This is a genomic window from Microbacterium sp. Marseille-Q6965, assembly GCF_946151065.1.
Lineage (GTDB): Bacteria > Actinomycetota > Actinomycetes > Actinomycetales > Microbacteriaceae > Microbacterium.
The window spans coordinates 786,825-806,740 of sequence record NZ_CAMGZA010000001.1 but is presented as its reverse complement, the minus strand read 5'-3'; the positions used below and the strand labels follow the sequence as shown (position 1 = coordinate 806,740).

The 19,916-nt window shown below is 71.2% G+C and carries 12 protein-coding genes and 1 pseudogene; 8 read left to right on the top strand and 5 right to left on the bottom strand.

Translation table 11 applies throughout. The features are described from left to right. The first annotated feature begins 135 nt into the window (after positions 1–135). Positions 136–2,547, top strand: coding sequence for an ATP-binding protein (locus N8N77_RS03925; protein WP_314732508.1), 2,412 nt, complete (start codon positions 136–138; stop codon positions 2,545–2,547). A gap of 16 nt (positions 2,548–2,563) precedes the next feature. Here N8N77_RS03925 and pcp read toward each other — a convergent pair whose 3' ends face one another. Together pcp and N8N77_RS03910 are read right to left on the bottom strand one after the other, a co-directional pair. Then, the gene (gene pcp, locus N8N77_RS03915; protein WP_261164782.1) at positions 2,564–3,202 is read right to left on the bottom strand and encodes a pyroglutamyl-peptidase I; all 639 of its coding nucleotides are present in this window, start codon (positions 3,200–3,202) and stop codon (positions 2,564–2,566) included. Between the two features lie 25 nt (positions 3,203–3,227). Beyond that, positions 3,228–3,881: an NAD(P)H-dependent oxidoreductase gene (locus tag N8N77_RS03910; protein ID WP_261164780.1), complete on the bottom strand. Its 654-nt coding sequence runs from the start codon at positions 3,879–3,881 to the stop codon at positions 3,228–3,230. Between the two features lie 76 nt (positions 3,882–3,957). Here N8N77_RS03910 and N8N77_RS03905 point away from each other — a divergent pair, with 76 nt between their 5' ends. The 3 genes from N8N77_RS03905 (at position 3,958) to N8N77_RS03895 (ending at position 11,203) form a co-directional block, all read left to right on the top strand. After that, the gene (locus tag N8N77_RS03905) at positions 3,958–4,551 is read left to right on the top strand and encodes a TetR/AcrR family transcriptional regulator (protein WP_261164779.1); all 594 of its coding nucleotides are present in this window, start codon (positions 3,958–3,960) and stop codon (positions 4,549–4,551) included. A 37-nt stretch (positions 4,552–4,588) separates the two neighbouring features. Next, entirely contained in the window at positions 4,589–6,355 is a 1,767-nt protein-coding gene (locus N8N77_RS03900; protein WP_261164777.1) for a proline--tRNA ligase, read from the top strand. Between the two features lie 201 nt (positions 6,356–6,556). Further along, the gene (locus tag N8N77_RS03895; protein WP_261164775.1) at positions 6,557–11,203 is read left to right on the top strand and encodes an ExeM/NucH family extracellular endonuclease; all 4,647 of its coding nucleotides are present in this window, start codon (positions 6,557–6,559) and stop codon (positions 11,201–11,203) included. A 72-nt stretch (positions 11,204–11,275) separates the two neighbouring features. Here the strand turns inward: N8N77_RS03895 and N8N77_RS03890 are convergent, their stop codons facing one another. Beyond that, complete coding sequence (locus N8N77_RS03890) at positions 11,276–12,775, bottom strand: alanine/glycine:cation symporter family protein (protein WP_261164773.1); 1,500 nt, start codon at positions 12,773–12,775, stop codon at positions 11,276–11,278. A 154-nt stretch (positions 12,776–12,929) separates the two neighbouring features. Between N8N77_RS03890 and nusA the strand changes: the two genes are divergently transcribed. From nusA to rbfA, 4 genes and pseudogenes are all read left to right on the top strand, one after another. After that, complete coding sequence (nusA, locus tag N8N77_RS03885) at positions 12,930–13,913, top strand: transcription termination factor NusA (RefSeq protein ID WP_261164772.1); 984 nt, start codon at positions 12,930–12,932, stop codon at positions 13,911–13,913. A gap of 42 nt (positions 13,914–13,955) precedes the next feature. Beyond that, positions 13,956–14,228: a YlxR family protein gene (locus N8N77_RS03880; RefSeq protein WP_261164771.1), complete on the top strand. Its 273-nt coding sequence runs from the start codon at positions 13,956–13,958 to the stop codon at positions 14,226–14,228. A gap of 59 nt (positions 14,229–14,287) precedes the next feature. Beyond that, positions 14,288–17,051, top strand: a pseudogene (infB, locus tag N8N77_RS03870) (translation initiation factor IF-2). A gap of 73 nt (positions 17,052–17,124) precedes the next feature. After that, on the top strand, positions 17,125–17,583 hold the full coding sequence (gene rbfA / locus N8N77_RS03865) for a 30S ribosome-binding factor RbfA (protein WP_261164768.1): 459 nt from the start codon (positions 17,125–17,127) through the stop codon (positions 17,581–17,583). 115 nt (positions 17,584–17,698) lie between these two features. Here the strand turns inward: rbfA and N8N77_RS03860 are convergent, their stop codons facing one another. Together N8N77_RS03860 and N8N77_RS03855 are read right to left on the bottom strand one after the other, a co-directional pair. Next, positions 17,699–18,214, bottom strand: coding sequence for a pyridoxamine 5'-phosphate oxidase family protein (locus tag N8N77_RS03860; protein ID WP_261164766.1), 516 nt, complete (start codon positions 18,212–18,214; stop codon positions 17,699–17,701). A 4-nt stretch (positions 18,215–18,218) separates the two neighbouring features. Further along, a complete protein-coding gene (locus N8N77_RS03855; protein WP_261164765.1) occupies positions 18,219–19,856 on the bottom strand; it encodes an ABC transporter permease in 1,638 nt (545 codons plus the stop codon). Positions 19,857–19,916 lie beyond the last annotated feature (60 nt).

Genomic DNA, 19,916 nt, shown 5'->3' with positions numbered 1-19,916 from the left:
GAGGGGCACAGCGCCGGAGATGTGCGTCACGATCCTTCTGGGCGCCGCGCCGCACGCGCCCGTTGCGTGCATAGTGTTCGCGCGAGCGCGCTCGCGGACGGCGGCGGAGGGCGCCGGAGGCGGCAGGATGGATCCATGCCCACCGACGTCGCCGACGGAGCGCCTTCCCTCCCGGGAGCGGCTGCGGTCGAGGCCTCCCGCCGCCGCGCGAGGGACCGCACGCGCAGCGTCGCGCGATGGTTCCTCACGGTGCACACGATCGTGCTCCTGGTGGGCGGTGCCGCGGTCTTCGCCGCGCTGTCGCTCGACGCGCAGTCGACGGCGCAGGCCGCCGCGGGGGAGACCAGCCGGGACCTGGCGCTCGCGCTGGCGACCGAGCCGACGGTCGTCGAGGTGGTCGCTCGGGCGCACGAGCGCGCGGATCGGGAGCGCAAGGCCGCGACGGCGGAGGCGTCGGCGATCCTGCAGCCGTACGTGCAGCAGCTGCTGCACGCTACGGATGTCGATTACGTGACGATCATGGACACCGACCGCACCCGGTACACGCACCCGGTGGAGACGAGAATCGGCGGGCGCTTCGTCGGCACGATCGGGCCCGCGCTGGAGGGCGAGACGTTCACGGAGGTGTACACGGGGACCCTCGGCCCCTCGGTCCGGGCGGTCACCCCCGTCCGCGCGGAGGGGGAGATCGTCGGTCTCGTGTCGGCGGGCCTCACGGTCGGCAGCGTGCGCGAGACCGTGCTGGAGCGCATGCGCCTGGTGGGCGCGATCACCGCGGTCGCCGTGGCCGTCGGCGCCGCGGCGGCGGTGTGGCTCTCGCGCCGCCTGGACCGGGTGACCGACGGCCGCGCTCCCGACGAGCTCGCGCGGCTGTTCGCCGCGCACGAGGCGCTGCTGCACGGCCTCGAGGAGGGGCTGCTGCTCGTGGAGAGGGACGACGACGGCGCGGCACGCGTCGTGCTCGCCAACGACGAGGCGCTGCGCGCGATCGGCGAGGGCCTCGAGGTGCCGTTCGCGGTCGACGACGGCCGCGTGCACGAGACCGCTCGGGAGGTGCTGGCGGGCCGGAACCTCGACGATCTCGTGAGGATCGAGGGCCAGGAGCTGCTCGTCTCGCGCACCCGGACAGCCGTCGCGGGGCGCCACGCCGACATCCTCACCCTGCGCGACCGCACGGAGCTGAAGCACCTCACCGGGGAGCTCTCCTCCGTGCGCACGATCTCCGACGCCCTGCGTGCCCAGGCGCACGAGTTCGACAATCGCCTGCACACCATCGCCACGCTCATCGAGCTCGGGCGCAGCGACGAGGCGCTCGGGTTCGCCGCCTCAGAACGCGACCTGGGCCAGCGCCTCACCGACCGGGTGCTGGGGGCGATCGACGAGCCGGTCATCGCGGCCCTCGTGCTCGGCAAGGCGGCGCAGGCGCGCGAGCGCGCCGTCGAGATGCATTTCGAGACCCACCTGGCGCCGGGGACGCAGGGGCTGGAGCCCGCCGACGTGGTGACGATCCTCGGCAACCTCATCGACAACGCCATCGACGCGGCCGCGGCCCGCGCCGCGCGCACGAGAGAGACCGATGCGTGGGTGGAGGTGTACCTGGCCAGCGACGCCGACGCGCTGATCTTTCAGGTGACGGACTCGGGCGACGGGATCGACGACGCCGACCGCGAGCGCATCTTCGATCGCGGCTATTCGACCAAGGACGTGGCCGCTCTCGGGCGCGGCTATGGCCTCTCGCTCGTGCGTCAGGTGGTGCAGGGGCTGCGCGGCACCATCGAGGTGGGGGAGGCGCCGGCGGGGCGCGGTGTTCACGGTCACGCTGCCGCGCCCGGGTCAGGCGCAGACGGAGGAGGCATGAGCGACATCCGCGTTCTCGTGGTCGAGGACGACGCCCGCACGGCCGACGCCCACGCCGCCTTCGTCGAACGGGTGGAGGGCTTCGCGCTCGCCGGGGTCGCGCACACCGCGAGCGAGGCGCGTCGCGCGCTGCGCGCGGCGGCCGAGACCGGCGGCCGGATCCACCTGGTGCTCCTCGATCTCACCCTGCCGGACGGGCATGGGCTGGCCCTCGTTCGTGAGCTGCGCCAGGCACGCGTGCCGATCGACGTGATCGCGGTGACCGCCGTCCGCGAGCTCGAAGCGGTGCGCGAGGCCGTCGCGATCGGCGTGGTGCAGTACCTCATCAAGCCGTTCGTCTTCGGGGTGTTCCGCGAGAAGCTGCTGGCGTACCGCTCGTACTTCGAGCACATGCGCACGCCCGTCGAGTCGCTCAGCCAGCGCGAGGTCGACGGGGCGTTCGCCGCGCTGCGCACCTCGAACGCGCCCGGCCTGCCGAAGGGGCTTTCGCAGGTCACCCTCGACGGCGTGTCCGCCCTGCTGGCCGAGACCGAGGGCCCGCTGTCGGCCAGCGAGGTCGCCGAGGCGCTGGGGCTCTCGCGCGTCACCGCCCGCCGCTACCTTGAGTTTCTCGCCGACGGCGGGGTCGCCGTGCGGTCGCAGCGCCACGGATCGGTGGGCCGCCCGGAGCTGCAGTACGCGAGGCGCTGACCGCGCCGCGCCGGGATCAGTGGAGGGTGCCGGCGGTGACGGCGGCGTCGGCCGGCGCGTCCACGGCGATGCGCACGGCGATCCGCAGCGCGTGAGCGATGTCACGGGCGGGGAGCGATGGCGCATCGGCGGGCGCGGTGTCGGCCGACCACGGCACGTGGACGAATCCGGTGCGCATGCCGGGGCGACGGGACGCCTCGTCGGCGGCGACGTACATGACGTGGTTGCACACGAAGGTGCCCGCCGTGTGCGAGACGGCGGCCGGGACACCGGCCTCGCGGATCGCCTGCGCGATCGCCTTCACGGGAAGGGTCGCGAAGTACGCGGCCGGTCCGCCGGCGACGCTCGGCTCATCGAGCGGCTGCGCGCCCGCGTTGTCGGGGATGCGCGCGTCCCTCAGATTGATCGCGACCCGTTCCGGGGTGACCTGCGTGCGCCCGCCCGCCAGACCGCTGGCCACGACGATTTGGGGGTCGTGCTCGCCGATCAGGGCGCGCAGCTGTTCCGCGGCGGCGTCGAACGAGACGGGCAGGATCGCGGGGACGAGGCGCTCGGGCCCGTCCCACGCGCGGACGACGTGCTCGACCGCTTCGCCGGAGGGGTTGCGGGCGTCGCCGCCGAACGGCTCGAAGCCGGTGAGGAGGATCGTCACCATCAGTCCAGGGTAGGCGGACGGGGTGTCACGACGCTTGCATCCCGCGGATCCCCGTCCGCTCCACACTGTGTCGGGCCGGGGCCGCTGCCGGCTGCCGCTGGGGCGGACGCGGCGTGCTGGCGGTGTCGGCGCGCGCGTCGGCGGCGATGCGCTCCAGCCAGGCCGCGCGGCGTTCGCCGCCGGCGTGGCGCACGTCGGTGAACCGCGACGTGCGGACGGGCCGGATGCCGCAGAAGCGCATGGTCTGGTTGCGGACGTGCGTCACGGTGGAGTCGCCGGCCAGCGTCAGGAACCAGCGCGGTGAGTCGCTCGTGACGATGAGCCGGCCCGTCCGACCCTTGAGCAGGCCCTCGGGAAAGCCGTTCGGCCGGTACCGATACGCCACCTTGGGCAGCAGGATGCGGTCGAAGAACCCCTTGAGCAGCGCAGGGATCGATGCCCACCACACGGGCGTGGCGACGACGATGTGCGATGCGGCGAAGATCGCATCGAGCGCTTCCTGCAGGTCGGGTTCGAGCGGCTGCTCGGCGTGATATCCGCGGCGCAGCACGGGGTCGAACTCGAGGTCGCGCAACGCGAGGATTCGCGCGTCGCCGTGCGCCTGCGCGTAGTGGCGAGCGAGCGAGGCGACGAGCGAATCGGGGTCAGGGTGGCCATCGATGACGAGCGTGCGGGACATGGGATCTCCGTTCGAGCTGGTGAAATGGGCACTGTCCACATTCTGGGCACTGTCAGGATTCACTACCATCTTGCTGATGTCAACTTCCGGATCCCGCTACCACCACGGCGACCTCGCTGCCGCTCTGCTCGACGCGGCCGACGCGCTTCTGTCCGAGCGCGGTGCGAACGCGCTGAGCCTGCGTGAGGTAGCCCGGCGTGCCGGGGTGAGTCACAACGCGCCCTACCACCACTTCGCGGACCGCAAGGCGCTCATGAACGGGCTGGCACAGCGACACCTGCGCCGGATGCTGGAGGCTGAGCGTGAGGCCGTCGAGGCCGAGGCCGCTCCGGACGCGCGTGTGCGGGCACTGGGGCTCGCGTACGTGCGATACGCCCAGCGACACCCGCACGGATTCGCGATCGTCTTCGACCCGGAGATCTGCGATCCGGCCGCGCCCACCGAGGCGATGGCACCGCTCATCCGCGCGAACGAGGAACTGCTGGCCGATGCCGTCGCCGGGATCGCGCCCGATATGGCCGAAAGCGAGCGGCGGCATGCGGAGTCGGGGTTCTGGGCGCTCGTACATGGCCTTGCGCAACTGTCGGTCGCGGGGCACATCCCTCCCGACGCCGCGGTCGCCTTCGACGCGCTCGTCGCCGTGATCCGCACTCCGCCGGCGCGACGCTGACTCGGGGACGCCGCCGCGGGAACCCTAGACTTGACGCGTGGTCACCCGTCTCTCGCACTTCTTCCTCCGCACGCTCCGTGAGGACCCGGCCGACGCCGAGGTCACGAGCCACCGCCTGCTGGTCCGCGCCGGGTACATCCGGCGACAGGCCCCAGGGGTGTTCGCGTGGCTGCCGCTCGGCCTGCGCGTGAAGTCGAAGCTCGAGGCGATCATCCGAGAGGAGATGGCGGCGTCCGGCGCCTACGAGGTGCACTTTCCCGCGCTGCTGCCCCGCGAGCCGTACGAGGCGACGGGCCGCTGGGAGGAGTACGGCGACGCGTTGTTCCGCCTCAAGGACCGCAAGGGCGCCGACATGCTCCTCGCGCCCACCCACGAGGAGGTCTTCACGCTGCTCGTGAAGGACCTGTACTCGTCGTACAAGGACCTGCCGCTGACGATCTACCAGATCCAGGACAAGTACCGCGACGAGGCACGCCCCCGCGCGGGTCTGCTGCGCGGTCGCGAGTTCACGATGAAGGACGCGTACTCGTTCGACTACACGGACGAGGGCCTCGACGCGTCGTACCAGGCGCAGCGCGACGCCTACGAGCGCATCTTCCAGCGCCTCGGGCTGGAGTACGTCATCGTGCAGGCCGATGCCGGCGCGATGGGAGGATCGCGCAGCGAGGAGTTCCTGCACCCCACGCCCGTGGGCGAGGACACGTTCGTGCGCAGCGCGGGCGGGTACGCGGCCAACGTCGAGGCGTTCACCACCCTCGCTCCCGAGCCCCTCCCGTTCGACGGCAAGCCTGAGCCCGTCGTCTTCGACTCGCCGGGCACCACCACGATCGAGACCCTCGTCGCGCACGCGAACGAGGCTGTGCCCGGCGCCCCCGAGGGAGGCTGGACGGCCGCGCACACGCTGAAGAACGTCGTGCTGGCGCTGACGCACCTCGACGGCACGCGAGAGATCGTCGTCGTCGGTGTGCCGGGGGATCGGGACGTCGACCCCAAGCGCATCGAGGTCGCGTTCGCCCCCGCCGAGGTGGAGCAGGCGACCGCCGAGGACTTCGAGCGTCACCCGCTCCTGGTGCGAGGGTTCATCGGTCCGTGGACCGACAAGGGCGCGTTCCTGGGGGAGGACTCGGCCACCGGCATCCGCTACCTCCTCGACCCGCGGGTGGTGGACGGCACGGAGTGGATCACGGGCGCCAACGCCGACGACAAGCACGTCTCCGGCCTCATTGCCGGCCGCGATTTCACCGCCGACGGCTATGTCGAGGCGGCGACGGTGCGTGAGGGTGACCCGGCGCCGGACGGATCCGGCCCGGTCACGCTCGCCCGCGGCATGGAGATCGGTCACGTCTTCCAGCTGGGCCGCAAGTACGCCGAGGCGCTCGGGCTGAAGGTGCTGGACGAGAACGGCAAGCAGGTCACCGTCACGATGGGTTCGTACGGCATCGGCGTGACGCGCATCCTCGCGATCATCGCCGAGCTGTCCAATGACGAGCGCGGGCTCATCTGGCCGGAGTCGGTCGCGCCGTTCGACGTGCACGTGGTCGCCACCGGCAAGGGCGACGAGGCGTACGACCTCGCCGAGAGCGTCATCGCTCGGCTCGAGGCCGGCGGCAAGGATGTGCTGTACGACGACCGCCCGAAGGCGTCGCCGGGCGTGAAGTTCGGAGATGCCGAACTGATCGGCGTTCCCCGACTCCTCGTCGTGGGTCGCGGTGCCGGCGAGGGACTCGTCGAACTGTGGGACCGGCGCACCGGCGACCGCGAGACGGTGCCGGTGGATGAGGCCGTGGCGCGGCTGACCGCCTGAGGGATCACTCGGAAGGCCGTCGTGGGGGTGCACCGCGACGGCCTTCCGGCGTATCCCGGGGTGCTTCGCCACGGGGTGCCCGCTCCTGCCCAGGCCCCGCTGGGGCACGTTCAGGTGCGTGTCACCGCACCGTCGCACGGATGTCGAATGTCCATGCGAGCATGCGGCGTAACCCCCGCCCGTTCCCTCAGGGAGTCATCCATGCACCGCACCCCGTCCGCGACGCACCGGCGCTTCGCCGCCGCCGTCGCCGCGACCATGGCCACGGGTGGCATCGTCGCCCTCACCCCGATCGCCGCGTCCGCGGCTCCCGACGGATCGGATATCGTCATCGACGAGGTCTACGGGGGCGGCGGCAACAGCGGCGCCGCCTTCCAGAACGACTTCATCGAGCTGTACAACCCGACCGGCTCGGCCATCGACCTGGCGGGCCTGACGATCGAGTACAAGTCGGCAGCCGGGGGCTCCGGAGGCACGGTGGCGCTCGAGGGCGGCGTCGAGCCGCACGGCTCCTTCCTTCTGCAGCTGGCGGCGGGCAACGGCAACGGGCAGGCCCTGCCGGCGGCCGATCAGTCGGCCGCGCTCAACCTCTCGGCGTCCGGCGGGCGCGTCTACCTGCACGACGGCCCGGGCGAGTACGCCCCGACGACCGGCGACCTCGCCGGTGCGGCGGGACTGGTGGACATGGTCGGCTGGGGTGCGACAGCGGCGTCGTTCGAGGGTGCCGCCGCCGGCGGCACCGACAGCGGAACCAGCATCCAGCGCGCCGCCTCGGGGGTGGACAGCGACCGCAATGCCGAGGACTTCGTCGTTGCGGCGCCCACCCCGCAAGGCGCCGGCGGCTCGTCCGGCGAGCCCGGCGAGCCGCAGGAGCCGGCTGAGCCCGAGGCGCCGGCCGAACCGGTCTCGATCGCCGAGGCCAATGCGGCGCCGGTCGGCGCCGAGCTGATCGTCGAGGGCGTTGTGACCGCCGACTACCGCGAGGGCGGCTTCAACGGCTTCACGATCCAGGACCCTGCGGGAGACCCCGCCGACGGCGTCTCTGACGCGATCTTCGTGTACAACCCGCGCGCGGCCGTCACCCCCGCCGTGGGCGACGCCGTGCGGGTCACGGGGGATCGTGGTGAGTACAACGGGCTGCGACAGATCTACGGCGATGCCATCGAGATCACCGACGCGGACCTTGGTGAGGTGGTGCCGGTCACCTCGTGGGAAGCCATCGCCACGGACGAGGGCAGGCAGGCGCACATGAGCGAGCTGGTCCTGCTCGAGGACGAGTTCACGGTCACCGACAACTACGACGCGAACTGGTACGGGACGTTCTCGCTCGCGCAGGGCACCGAGCCGATCGCGCAGCTCACCTCATACCTGGACCCCCACGACGAGGGCGCGATCGCCGACCAGAAGGCGGCGGACGCGGCACGCACCATCACCCTGGACGACGGTCGCAGCACCAACTTCAACAGCCAGAAGAACCTGCCCCTGTCATACCTCACGCCGGACAATCCCGTCCGGGTCGGCGCAGACGTCGAGTTCCGCAAGCCGTTCGTGCTCGACTATCGCTTCGACGGCTGGAGCCTGCAGCCGACGACGCCGATCGTCGGCGACGGAGCCGAGCACGTCGTCTTCAGCGACGAGCGCCGGCCGAATGCGACACCGGAGGGCGTGCTCGGCGACGTCAGCATCGCCAACTTCAACGTGCTGAACTACTTCCCGACCACCGCCGAGGAGTACGTCTCGCTCGGCCTGGGCAGCTGCACGTACTACACCGACCGCGAGGGAAACAGGATCGGCGCGAACCGCTGCGATCCCGACGGCCCGCGCGGTGCCGCGACCGCCGAGAGCTTCGCGCGCCAGCAGGTCAAGATCGTCAAGGCCATCACCGCTCTCGACGCGTCGATCCTGTCGCTGCAGGAGGTCGAGAACTCCGCGGTGTTCGGCAAGGACCGCGACTTCGCGGTGGCGAACCTTGTCGAGGCGCTCAACGCGTACGCGGGCGAGGATGTGTGGGCATACGCGCCGAGTCCGCAGGTGCTGCCCGCGGACGAGGACGTCATCCGAAGTGCCTTCATCTACCAAAAGGACGAGGTCGAGCCGGTGGGTCCGTCGCGGATCCTGATCGACGACCCGGCGTTCACCAATGCGCGTGAGCCGCTGTTCCAGGCATTCACGCCGGTGGGGGCGGGAGACCCCGCCGCCTTCCTGGTCTCGGCCAACCACTTCAAGTCCAAGGGCTGCACCGACGCGACGGGCGAGAACGCCGCGCTCGACGAACAGAGCTGCTACAACGCCGACCGCATCGAGCAGGCGCAGGCACTCGTCGACTTCAGCACCGAGGTGCAGCAGGTCACGGGAATCGAGGCCGTCTTCCACACCGGCGACTTCAACGCGTACGCCACGGAGGATCCTGCGCGGCTGATCGAGGGCGCGGGTTACACCAACCTCAACTACGCGCTCAACGGGGGCGAGGCGACCTACGTCTATGACGGCATGTCGGGCTCGCTCGACCACGTGTTTGCGAACGCCGCCGCGCTGGACCTCGTCGCGGACGCCGACGTGTGGCAGATCAACGGGCAGGAGCAGGTTGGCTTCGAGTACAGCCGGTACAACGACAACGCGACGCTCCTGTACGACGAGTCGGTCTTCCGAACGGGCGACCACAACCCGATCGTCGTGGGGCTCGAGACCGACGACGTGGTCGACCTTCGGCTGCTGTCGATCAATGACTTCCACGGACGAGTCGAGGCGGACGGACAGTCGGCCGGTGCGGGGGTGCTCGCCGGAGCGGCCGACGTGCTCAGCGCGCAGAACCCGAACACCTTGCTCGTCTCGGCGGGAGACAACATCGGCGCGTCGACCTTCACCTCGTTCATCCAGCAGGACGAGCCGACGATCGCCGCGCTGAAGGAGGCGGGCCTGACGGTGAGCGCCGTCGGCAACCACGAGTTCGACCGCGGTTTCGCGGACCTCGCCGGTCGCGTCACCGACGCCTACGGCAGCGCGGACCTCGTGCTGGGGGCGAACGTGTACGAGAGGGGCACGCGGACCCCGGCATTGAAGGAGTACGCGATCCGCGAGATGGGCGGCGTCACCGTCGGCTTCATCGGCACCGTGACGGCCGACACCGCGACCTTGGTCAGCCCGACGGGCATCTCGGGGATCGAGTTCGGCGACCAGCTCGAGGCGGCCAACCGCGTCGCCGCGCAGATCGCGGATGAGACAGACGTCATCGTCCTGCTCACTCACGACGGCTCGGCCGGCGCGGACTGCTCGACCATCGCCAGCGAGGACACCGCCTACGGCGATCTCGTTCGCGGCGCGTCGGGCGACATCGACGCCATCGTGTCGGGCCACACGCACCAGCAGTACGCGTGCGACATTCCAGGCCCGGGCGGCGCGGAGCGTCCCATCGTGCAGTCCCACCAGTACGGCACGACGCTCGGCGTGCTCGACCTTCGTTACGACACGGCCGCCGACCAGCTCGTCGCCTTCTCTGCCTCGCACGTCGACCTGGTCGATGCGGAGGGCGCGCCGTACGCCGAAGCTGATCCGCGGGTGCAGGCGATCGTGGACGAGGCCGTGGCGCACGCCGACGTGCTCGGTGCCGAGAAGGTGGGCACGATCAGCGGTGACCTCACGCGGGGGAAGACCGCCGCCGGCGCCGAGGATCGGGGCATCGAGTCGACCGCGGGCAACTCGATCGCCGACGTGTATCTGTGGGCCGCCTCCGCGCAGAACCCCGCCTACGGCGGCTCCGCCGACGCGCAAATCGGCCTGATGAACCCGGGCGGCGTGCGCGCGGATCTTCTGCGCGGTGAGGACGGGGTCGTGACGTATGCGGAAGCGGCGGCGATGCAGCCCTTCGCCAACACGCTGATGACCACCACGCTCACCGGCGCCCAGCTGAAGCAGGTGCTGGAGGAGCAGTGGCAGCCGGACGGCTCGTCGCGGCCGAAGCTGCACCTCGGCGTGTCCGACGGGTTCTCGTACGAGTACGACCAGGAGGCCGCGAAGGGGGCGCGCATCCTCGAGATGACCTTGAACGGCGATCCGATCGCGGGGGACGAGGAGATCCTCGTGGTCACGAACTCGTTCCTGGCGGGCGGCGGTGACAACTTCGTCACCTTCGCCGAGGGCACGGGTACGGCCGACACCGGCCTGATCGACCTCACCGCCACGGTGGACTACTTCGCGGCGCATGAGGTCGTCGAACCCGCGCCGCTGGGGCGGGCGGTCGCGGTCGACGCGCCGGGCGACCCGGGTGACCCTGGCAACGGCAACGGCAACGGCAACGGCAACGGCAACGGCAACGGCAACGGCAACGGCAACGGGAACGGGAACGGCAACGGCAACGGGAACGGCAACGGGAACGGGAACGGCAACGGGAACGGGAACGGGAACGGCAACGGGAACGGCGACAGCAACGGGAACGGGAACGCGCCGGCCGAGGAGGACCTCACGCCTGAGCGTCGCGGCGGGCTGGTCGTGGAGGGCACACTGGAGCCGGGCGGGCGCATCACGGTTTACGTGGATGCGTCCTTCGCCGGGGAGACCCTCGGCGGGTGGCTGTTCTCGGAGCCGATCTCGCTCGGCACGGATGTGGCCGCCGGAGACGGGGCGCTCACCTACGTGATCCCCGAGGGCGTCGCTTCCGGCGTGCACCGGTTGGCCGTGGTCGACGCATCGGGCGCCGTGGTCGGATGGGTGTACGTGACGATCACGGCCGACGGCGCGCTGGCGGTGACGGGTGCGGAGCTGCCGCTGAGCATCGCTTTCGCGGCGGCCGTGCTGATCGTCACCGGCGGGCTCTTCACGGTGCTGCGGCGCCGACCGGTGCGCGCAGCCTGACGGGCGACGAAGGGCCGGGCGGGTGAGCCGCCCGGCCCTTCGCCATGCCGCCGAGAGGCGCGTCGGTGGCGCTCAGGCGCGCAGGCGCTGGCCCGACGGGCGTCGGCCGGTCGGCAGGTCGAGGGGGCCCGTGACCGTCGCCTCGTCCTCCCAGCACTCGATGCCGCTGACGTCCGGCAGCAGGTCGCGGGTGAAGACGGGGTCGCGCCCCTCGCGGCGCTGCCTCGTGTAATCGCGCAACAAGCGGAAGCCAAGGCCCGAGAGCAGCGCGAGCGCGATGAGGTTGGTCAGCGCCATCAGCCCCATGAGCGCATCCGCCAGGTTCCACACGACGGCCGCCGACGCCACGGCGCCCGCGAGCATCGCCAGGACCACGAGCACCCGGAAGGCCGTGAGCCATCCCCGCCGGGTGGTGATGAACTCCAGGTTCGACTCGCCGTAGTAGTAGTTGCCGATGATCGAGCTGAAGGCCAGCAGGAACACGATCACGGCGAGCGCGATGAGCGACCAATCGCCGAGCGTCGAGGCGAGGGCCGTCTGCGTGAGCGCGATGCCCTGCTCGGCACCGCCGAGGTCGGGCACCGCCACCAGGACGGTGAACGCGGTGATCGAGCAGACGAGGAAGGTGTCGAAGTAGACGCCGAGCGACTGGACCAGTCCCTGCTTGACGGGGTGCGTCACGGCGGCGGAGGCGCCGGCGTTCGGCGCGGAGCCGAGGCCCGCCTCGTTCGAGAACATGCCCCGCTTGACCCCCTGCAGCACAATGGTGCCCAACGCGGCGCCGACGACCTCGTTGAAGCCGAAGGCCTCCGTGTAGATGGACGCGAACGCGGCAGGCAGGCGATCGATCTCGATGACGACGACGGCCAGACCCAGCAGCAGGTACAGCAGCGCCATGAGCGGCACAATCGCCTGCGACACGTGCGCGATGCGACGCACGCCGCCGAAGATGACGGCACCGGTCAGCACGGCCACAACGACGCCCGATACGAGCGGCATCCACCCGGACACATCCGCGCCGACCAGGGACCCGACGGCCGCCGTGCTGGAGGCGGCGATCGTGTTCGCCTGCAGGGCGCTGAACGCGAAGGGGAAGCAGAAGATGAGGATCACGGCGAAGGTCACGCCCATCCAGCGCGCCTTCAGTCCACGCGCCATGTAGTACGCGGGTCCGCCGCGGAACGCGCCGCGGTCACGCACCTTGAAGACCTGGGCGAGGGTCGACTCGAAGAACGCCGACGATGCGCCGATGAACGCCATCAACCACATCCAGAACACCGCGCCCGGGCCGCCGATCGCGATCGCTGTGCCCACGCCCGCGATATTGCCCACGCCCACGCGCGACGCGGCCGAGATCGAGAAGGCCTGGAAAGCCGACACCGACTGCGGCTCGCCGTCGGCGGTGCGCGGGGTGCGGTCGGTGAGGGTCCGGAACATCTCGGGGATGAGGCGGAACTGCACCACGCCGGATCGCACGGTCAGATAGAGCCCGAGCAGCACCACGACGGGGAGCACGAGCCACGTCCAGAATCGGTCGCCCGCGGTGGCGAGCCAGTCAGCGAGAACGTCCATCGTGCCAGTCTGCCCCGGGTTGCGACGCACGCGCGAGCCGAGGGGCCGCTCCGGTGGGGCCCACCGCTCACAGCGGGTGCAGCGGGGCGTCGGGTAATGTCAGAGGGATATCGGTGAGCCGGATTGCCGATGAGAGCTGAATAGGGAGGCCGCTGTGGACATCGATCTCGGGCTGTTGCGCACCGTCGAGCGTGAGAGGGAGATCCCGTTCGACGAACTCGTGCGGATCATCGAGCAGGCGGTGCTCACCGCCTACGGCAAGCACGTCTCCCAGTCCGGTGAGGTGCCGGAAGGCGCCCGCGCGGAACTGGACCGCAAGACGGGCCACGTCGGGATCTACGTGCCGGTCACCGACGACGCCGGCGCCGTCATCGGCGAGGAGGAGGCGACACCCGAGGACTTCGGGCGCATCGCCGCCTACGCCGCCAAGCAGGTCATCAGCCAGCGGCTGCGCGACATCGCGGACGACGCCGTGCTGGGGGAGTTCCGCGGCAAGGAGGGCGACATCGTCGCGGGGGTCGTGCAGCAGGGGCCGAACCCGCGCATGGTCCACGTCGATCTGGGAACCGTGGAGGCGATCCTGCCCCCCGAGGAGCAGGTTCCCGGCGAGGACTACGGCCACGGCCAGCGCCTGCGCGTATACGTGACGAGCGTGTCGAAGGGTGCCAAGGGGCCGTCGATCACGGTGTCGCGCACCCACCCCGGCCTGGTTCGCAAGCTCTTCGCGCTCGAGGTTCCGGAGATCGCCGGCGGGCTCGTCGAGATCGCGTCGCTCGCTCGCGAGGCCGGGCACCGCACGAAGATCGCCGTGAAGGCCAACGACCCCTCGATCAACGCCAAGGGCGCCTGCATCGGCGAGATGGGTCGCCGCGTTCGCGCCGTGACCGAGGAGCTCAGCGGCGAGAAGATCGACATCGTCGACTACGACCAGGATCTTGCCACGTTCGTGGCGAACGCGCTCTCGCCCGCCAAGGTCACGTCGAGCTTCGTGCTCGACGCGTCGACGAAGGCAGTACGCGCGCTCGTGCCGGACTACCAGCTCTCGCTGGCGATCGGCAAGGAGGGGCAGAACGCCCGCCTCGCCGCCAAGCTCACCGGCGCGAAGATCGACATCCAGCCGGACTCGATTCTCGACTGAGGCGTGACACGCCCGGCTGGCCGGTCCGATCACAGGTGTAGGATGGAACCCGTACGAACGTGCGTCGGCTGTCGCACGCGTGCTCCCCGGGCCTCCCTCCTCAGGGTGGTGGCCGTCGGCTCCGAGCTCGTCCTGGACGAACGAGGGTCGATGTCGGGGCGCGGCGCGTGGGTGCATGCCACGCGCGAGTGTGTGGAGAACGCCATCCGGCGCCGCGCCTTCGTACGAGCTCTGCGCGTGTCGGGCCCGCTCGAGACGCAGACCTTCGAGAAACGGCTGAACAGCTATGGAAACCAAGTGAACGGCTCGAAATGAGACCCGTCCGCCTTTGATGGTCTGCCCCTGTCCGGGCAGGCCGCCCAGACAGGAGAATTGTGGCTAAACCACGCGTACATGAGATCGCAGCGGAGCTGGGAGTCGACAGCAAGGTCGCGCTCGCGAAGCTGAAGGATCTCGGCGAGTTCGTCAAGAGCCCGTCGTCCACCATCGAGCCCCCCGTCGCGCGCAAGCTGCGCGCCGCTCTGGAGGCCGAGGGCGTCGCCAAGCCCGCCGACGGCGATGCCAAGCCGGCAGACGCCCGCAAGAAGACCCCGGCGCGCCCCGCCGCGAAGCCCGGCCCGGCTCCCGCGCCCAAGGCCGAGCAGGCGGCACCCGCGCCCACCCCGGCACCGCAGCGTGCCGAGACCCCCCGCGGCTCCGGCCGCCCCGGCGCCCACCGCCGGTGCCAATGCCGGTGCGCCCAAGCCCGGCAGTGCCGCGCCCAAGCCGGGTGGCTCGGCGCCCACCCCGGGCACGGCGGCCCCCGGGCCGCGCCCGGGTGGACCGCGCCCCGGTAACAACCCGTTCAGCACGGCTCAGGGCATGGGCAAGCGCCCTGCCGGTCCGCGCCCCGGTAACAATCCCTTCGCCTCGGCGCAGGGCATGGGGCAGCGTCCCACACCCGGGAACATCCCGAAGCCGCAGCCGCCGCGCCCCGGCGCCCCGCGTCCCGGCGCCCCGCGCGTCGGTGGTCCCGGTCGTCCGGGCCGGCCCGGTGGTGGCGGTCGGCCTGGCGCGCCGTTCCAGCAGCGCCCGGGCGGTCCCGGCCGTCCCGGTGGCGGTGGCGGATTCCGTCCCGGCGGTCCCGGCGGTGCGCCCGGCGGCGGCTTCCCCGGTCGCCCCGGCCCCGGCGGCCGTGGGCGCGGCGGCACGGCCGGCGCCTTCGGTAAGGGCGGCGGCAAGTCGAAGCAGCGCAAGTCGCGTCGGGCGAAGCGTCAAGAGTTCGAGATGCGGGAGGCGCCCGTCGTCGGCGGCGTCAAGGTCCCGCGCGGCGACGGCAACACGATCATCCGCATGCGCCGCGGCGCATCGATCGCGGACTTCGCGGACAAGCTCGAGACGCTGCACGGCGTGAGCGTGCCCCCGGGCAACCTCGTCACCGTGCTGTTCCACCTGGGCGAGATGGCCACGGCCACCGAGTCGCTGGACGAGGCCACCTTCGAGGTGCTGGGCGCGGAGCTCGGCTACAAGGTGCAGATGGTCTCGCCCGAGGACGAGGACAGGGAGCTCCTGGAGGGCTTCGGTCTCGACCTCGAGAAGGAGGAACTGGAGGAGGACGAGGAGAACCTCGAGATCCGTCCTCCGGTGGTGACCGTGATGGGTCACGTCGACCACGGTAAGACGCGACTGCTCGACTCGATCCGTCAGACCAACGTGGTCGCCGGCGAGGCCGGCGGCATCACGCAGCACATCGGCGCCTACCAGATCTGGACCGAGCACGAGGGCATCGAGCGTGCGATCACCTTCATCGACACCCCGGGTCACGAGGCCTTCACGGCCATGCGTGCCCGCGGTGCCGAGGTGACCGACATCGCGATCCTCGTGGTCGCCGCCGACGACGGCATCATGCCGCAGACGGTGGAGGCGCTGAACCACGCGCAGGCGGCCGGCGTGCCGATCGTCGTCGCGGTCAACAAGATCGACAAGCCCGAGGCGAACCCGGCCAAGGTGCGTCAGCAGCTGACCGAGTACGGGCTCGTGGCCGAGGAGTACGGCGGCGATGTGATGTTCGTCGACGTGTCGGCCCGCGAGGGCATCGGCATCCAGGACCTCCTGGACGCGGTGCTGCTGACGGCGGACGCCGGCCTGGACCTCACGGCGAACCCGAACAAGGCGGCGCGCGGTGTCGCAATCGAGGCGAAGCTCGACAAGGGCCGCGGTGCGGTCGCGACCGTGCTCATCCAGTCGGGAACGCTGCGCGTGGGCGATGCGATCGTCGCGGGCACGGCTTACGGCCGTGTGCGCGCCATGATCGACGAGAACGGCGACACGGTCACCGAGGCCGCCCCGTCGCGCCCCGTCCAGGTGCAGGGTCTGAACTCCGTGCCGCGGGCCGGCGACATGTTCATCGTCACGGACGAGGACCGCACCGCCCGCCAGATCGCCGAGAAGCGTGAGGCCGTCGAGCGCAACGCCCAGCTGGCCAAGGCCCGCAAGCGCATGTCGCTCGAGGACTTCACCAAGGCGCTCGAGGAGGGCAAGGTCGAGTCGCTCAACCTCATCATCAAGGGCGACGTGTCCGGTGCCGTCGAGGCGCTGGAGGAGTCGCTCCTCAAGATCGAGGTGGACGAGAGTGTGCAGCTGCGGATCATCCACCGCGGCGTCGGCGCCATCACCGAGTCGGACGTCAACCTGGCCACGATCGACAACGCGATCGTGATCGGCTTCAACGTCCGGCCCGACACGAAGGCGCGTGAGGCCGCCGCTCGCGAGGGCGTGGACATCCGCTTCTACAACGTCATCTACAACGCGATCGACGACGTCGAGGCATCGCTCAAGGGCATGCTCAAGCCGGAGTACGAGGAGGCCCAGGCGGGACTCGCGGAGATCCGCGAGGTCTTCCGCTCCTCGAAGTTCGGCAACATCGCCGGTGTGTACGTCAAGAGCGGAACCATCACGCGCAACGCCAAGGCGCGCGTCATCCGCGATGGCGTCGTGCTGGCGGACGGCCTGGCGATCGAGTCGCTGCGCCGCTTCAAGGACGACGTCACCGAGGTGCGTACCGACTACGAGGCCGGTATCGGCCTCGGCAAGTTCAACGACATCCAGGTGGGTGACGAGATCGAGACCATCGAGATGGTCGAGAAGCCTCGCACCTGATCGGGAGTGATTCAATGGCTTCTGCCGGGCGGTCCTCCGACCGCCCGGCAGAAGCCTTTCCAGGAGGGAAATCATGGCTGGTGAGCGTCAGGCCCGTGTGGCCGACCGCATCCGGGTGATCCTGTCGGAGCGACTGCAGAAGGGATTGCGCGACCCGCGACTCGGCTTCGTCACGATCACGGACGTGCGCGTGACGGGAGACCTGCAGAGCGCCTCCGTGTTCTACACCGTGTACGGGACCGACGAGGAACGGGCCGGCACCGCCGCGGCGCTGCGGGCCGCGACCGGGCTGCTGCGCAGCGAGGTGGGCCGCAAGCTCAACACGCGACTCACGCCGACGCTCGAGTTCATCCCCGACGCGCTGCCGGAGGAGGCCTCGCACCTCAGCGAGCTGCTGCGGCGCGCCCGCGAGCAGGACGAGGCCGTGGCCAGCCTCGCGAAGGAGGGCCGCTACGCCGGCGAGGCCGACCCGTACCGGCGCGACGAGGACGACCTCGACCGTCGAGACGACGAGGATGAGCGCGAGGACTGATCGCAGCTCCCGCACGGACGGGCCAGCAATTCGTCCGTGCTCCCGTCGATAGCCGCCCGTCGGGAACCCGGGAGATGCCGGTCCTCGGCGGAGGCGGCGGTGCTCCGCAGCGAGGTCAGGATCGGTAGCCGACCATCCACGTCGGCTCGATGCGGTACAGCCGCACGTCGTCACCCCACGTCGTGGGATCGGTGCCGTAGTGCGTCGTCCAGTGCGAGATGGTTTCGTCCCACCGCTCGTCGTCGGGGGTGAGTCGAAGCGCGGTGCCGTGGCAGAAGACCCCGATCCGCTCGCCGTCCACGTGCGCGGCGCTCACCGCGGGACGGGCAGCGATGTGGCGGGCCTTCGCGGCGCGGCCGTCGGTGCCGAAGGTCCAGCGGCCGTGGAGGAAGTGCCCGTCCACCGCGCTCACGCGGGGCTCACCGTGCGCCGTGACCGTTGCGAGGGTCAGCACCCGCATGCCGGTCAGCTCGGCGACCAGCTGCGCGGCGGTCATGCGACGGTCGCCGGCGATGATCTCGCGCAGGTGCGCCGTGCCGCGCGCGTGGGAGGCATCCAGGAGCTGCTGCAGTGCCTCGATCTCGGACTTGGTCTCGTACATGCCGGCGACGATACGCCGGGGTTCCGACATGCGCTCAGGCGGGGACGCCCCGTCGCCGGAAGCCCCATGCGGCGAGCGCGATGAGTGCCACCGCGACGGCCGAGAGGCCCCAGAGCGCCGGTGCGGCCGCCACCTGATCGTCCGCGCCGCCGGCGCCGGTGAGCGGGTTCGGCGCCCACCAGAACGGGGACAGCGCGCGGGCGGCGTCGGGCAGGTCGAAGAGGCCGGAGAACATGCCGGTCATGACGCCCCACAGCACGGGCACCCATGCGATCCAGGCGATCCGCGGGAGCCAGGCGTAGGCGGCGGCGGCCACGCCGACCGCGACGGCGATGGCGGGCAGATGCGCCGCGCCGAGGGCGATCAGCTCGCCCGCGCCGGGCAGGTCTGTCGTGCCGCTCGCGGCGGCGCCCACCCACAGGAGGGCGGCCCCCGAGAGGCCGAGTGCCGCCACACCGGCCGCCGTGACCACGAATTGACCGGCCAACCAGCGCACGCGAGAGACCCGCGTCGCGAGCGCCGCCTCCGTGCGTCCGGAGGCCTCCTCGGCGTGCAGCCGCCCGATGGACGCGACGCCCCACGCCGCAGCGCCGATCGCGACCAACAGTGCCAGCAGGGCGAAGAAGCCGTCGACGATGTCGGCGCCCAGAACGGCGGCGTAAAGCGGGTTCTCCTGAAGCATCTCGCGAACGTCGCCGAGCGACCCCATCACGGTGCCCGACCCGAGCCACAGCAGCCCCAGGCCGAGCAGCGTCCACGACAGCCCCGCGCGTTGCGCGCGCCATGCGAGACCGGTGGGCGAGGCGAGTAGGGGCGAGGCATGGGCGCGGCCGGGGCGGCTCGGCAGGATGCCCGCGCCGAAGTCGCGCCGTGCGGAGAGCGCGTGGGCGGCCACGAGCGCGGCAGTCGTCACCGCCACCAGCAGCCCGAGCGGCCACCAGCGCACATCCGAGAACGCGCGCGTCTGCTGGACCCAGGCGATGGGGGACAGCCACGACAGCCACGACGTGTCGGCCGAGCCCGTCGCCGGGCTCTGCTGCGCGTCGCCGATCGCGCGCAGGGCGAATGCCGTGCCGAAGGCGGCGAGGGAGAGGCCGACCGCCGTGCGCGTATGCTCGACCAGCTGGGCCGCCGCGAGAGCGATCCCGGCGAAGGCGAGGCCCAGGAGCGCAAGCCCGCCGGTGAGCGCAAGGGTATCGGGAAGAGCGACGTGACCCAGGCCCACGATCACCGCGGTGGAGGCGAGCGCGATGGCCGCCTGGGCGATCGCCGCCAGCAGCAGTGCGGCGGCTGCGGCGGCGTGTCGGCCCACCGGTGCCGCGCGCAGCAACTCGGCCCGGCCGGACTCCTCCTCGGCGCGCGTGTGGCGCACGACCTCGAGGATCGACAGCACGGCGAGCGCCGCTGCCACCCATACCGTCACCTCCGTGGCGAGCGCGGCGCCGAGCGTGTAGTCATCGAGGCCGTAGCCAGGGCCGGTCATCATGATCATGGCCGGGCTGCGCAGCAGGAGCGCCCTGTCGGCAAGGGTGCCCTCCTCCTCGAGCAACGCGAGCTCGCCCACGAACGCCGCCCAGCATGCCGCGATCACCGCGAGCCACACCGCGAGGCGGACGCGGTCCCGGCGCAGCGCCAGTCGCAGCATGCGCCCCGTGCCCTCCAGCCCGCTCATCGCGCGGCGTCCTCGCGGTCGTAGAACCGCATGAAGAGCTCCTCCAGGCTCGCCTCGCCG

Coding starts and splice junctions, on each gene's coding strand:
- N8N77_RS03880 (WP_261164771.1), top strand. CDS start 13,956: ATGGAACCCGTACGAACGTGCGTCGGCTGTCGCACGCGTGCTCCCCGG.
- rbfA (WP_261164768.1), top strand. CDS start 17,125: ATGGCTGGTGAGCGTCAGGCCCGTGTGGCCGACCGCATCCGGGTGATC.
- N8N77_RS03925 (WP_314732508.1), top strand. CDS start 136: ATGCCCACCGACGTCGCCGACGGAGCGCCTTCCCTCCCGGGAGCGGCT.
- N8N77_RS03895 (WP_261164775.1), top strand. CDS start 6,557: ATGCACCGCACCCCGTCCGCGACGCACCGGCGCTTCGCCGCCGCCGTC.
- N8N77_RS03860 (WP_261164766.1), bottom strand. CDS start 18,214: ATGTCGGAACCCCGGCGTATCGTCGCCGGCATGTACGAGACCAAGTCC.
- N8N77_RS03910 (WP_261164780.1), bottom strand. CDS start 3,881: ATGTCCCGCACGCTCGTCATCGATGGCCACCCTGACCCCGATTCGCTC.
- N8N77_RS03905 (WP_261164779.1), top strand. CDS start 3,958: ATGTCAACTTCCGGATCCCGCTACCACCACGGCGACCTCGCTGCCGCT.
- N8N77_RS03890 (WP_261164773.1), bottom strand. CDS start 12,775: ATGGACGTTCTCGCTGACTGGCTCGCCACCGCGGGCGACCGATTCTGG.
- pcp (WP_261164782.1), bottom strand. CDS start 3,202: ATGGTGACGATCCTCCTCACCGGCTTCGAGCCGTTCGGCGGCGACGCC.
- N8N77_RS03855 (WP_261164765.1), bottom strand. CDS start 19,856: ATGAGCGGGCTGGAGGGCACGGGGCGCATGCTGCGACTGGCGCTGCGC.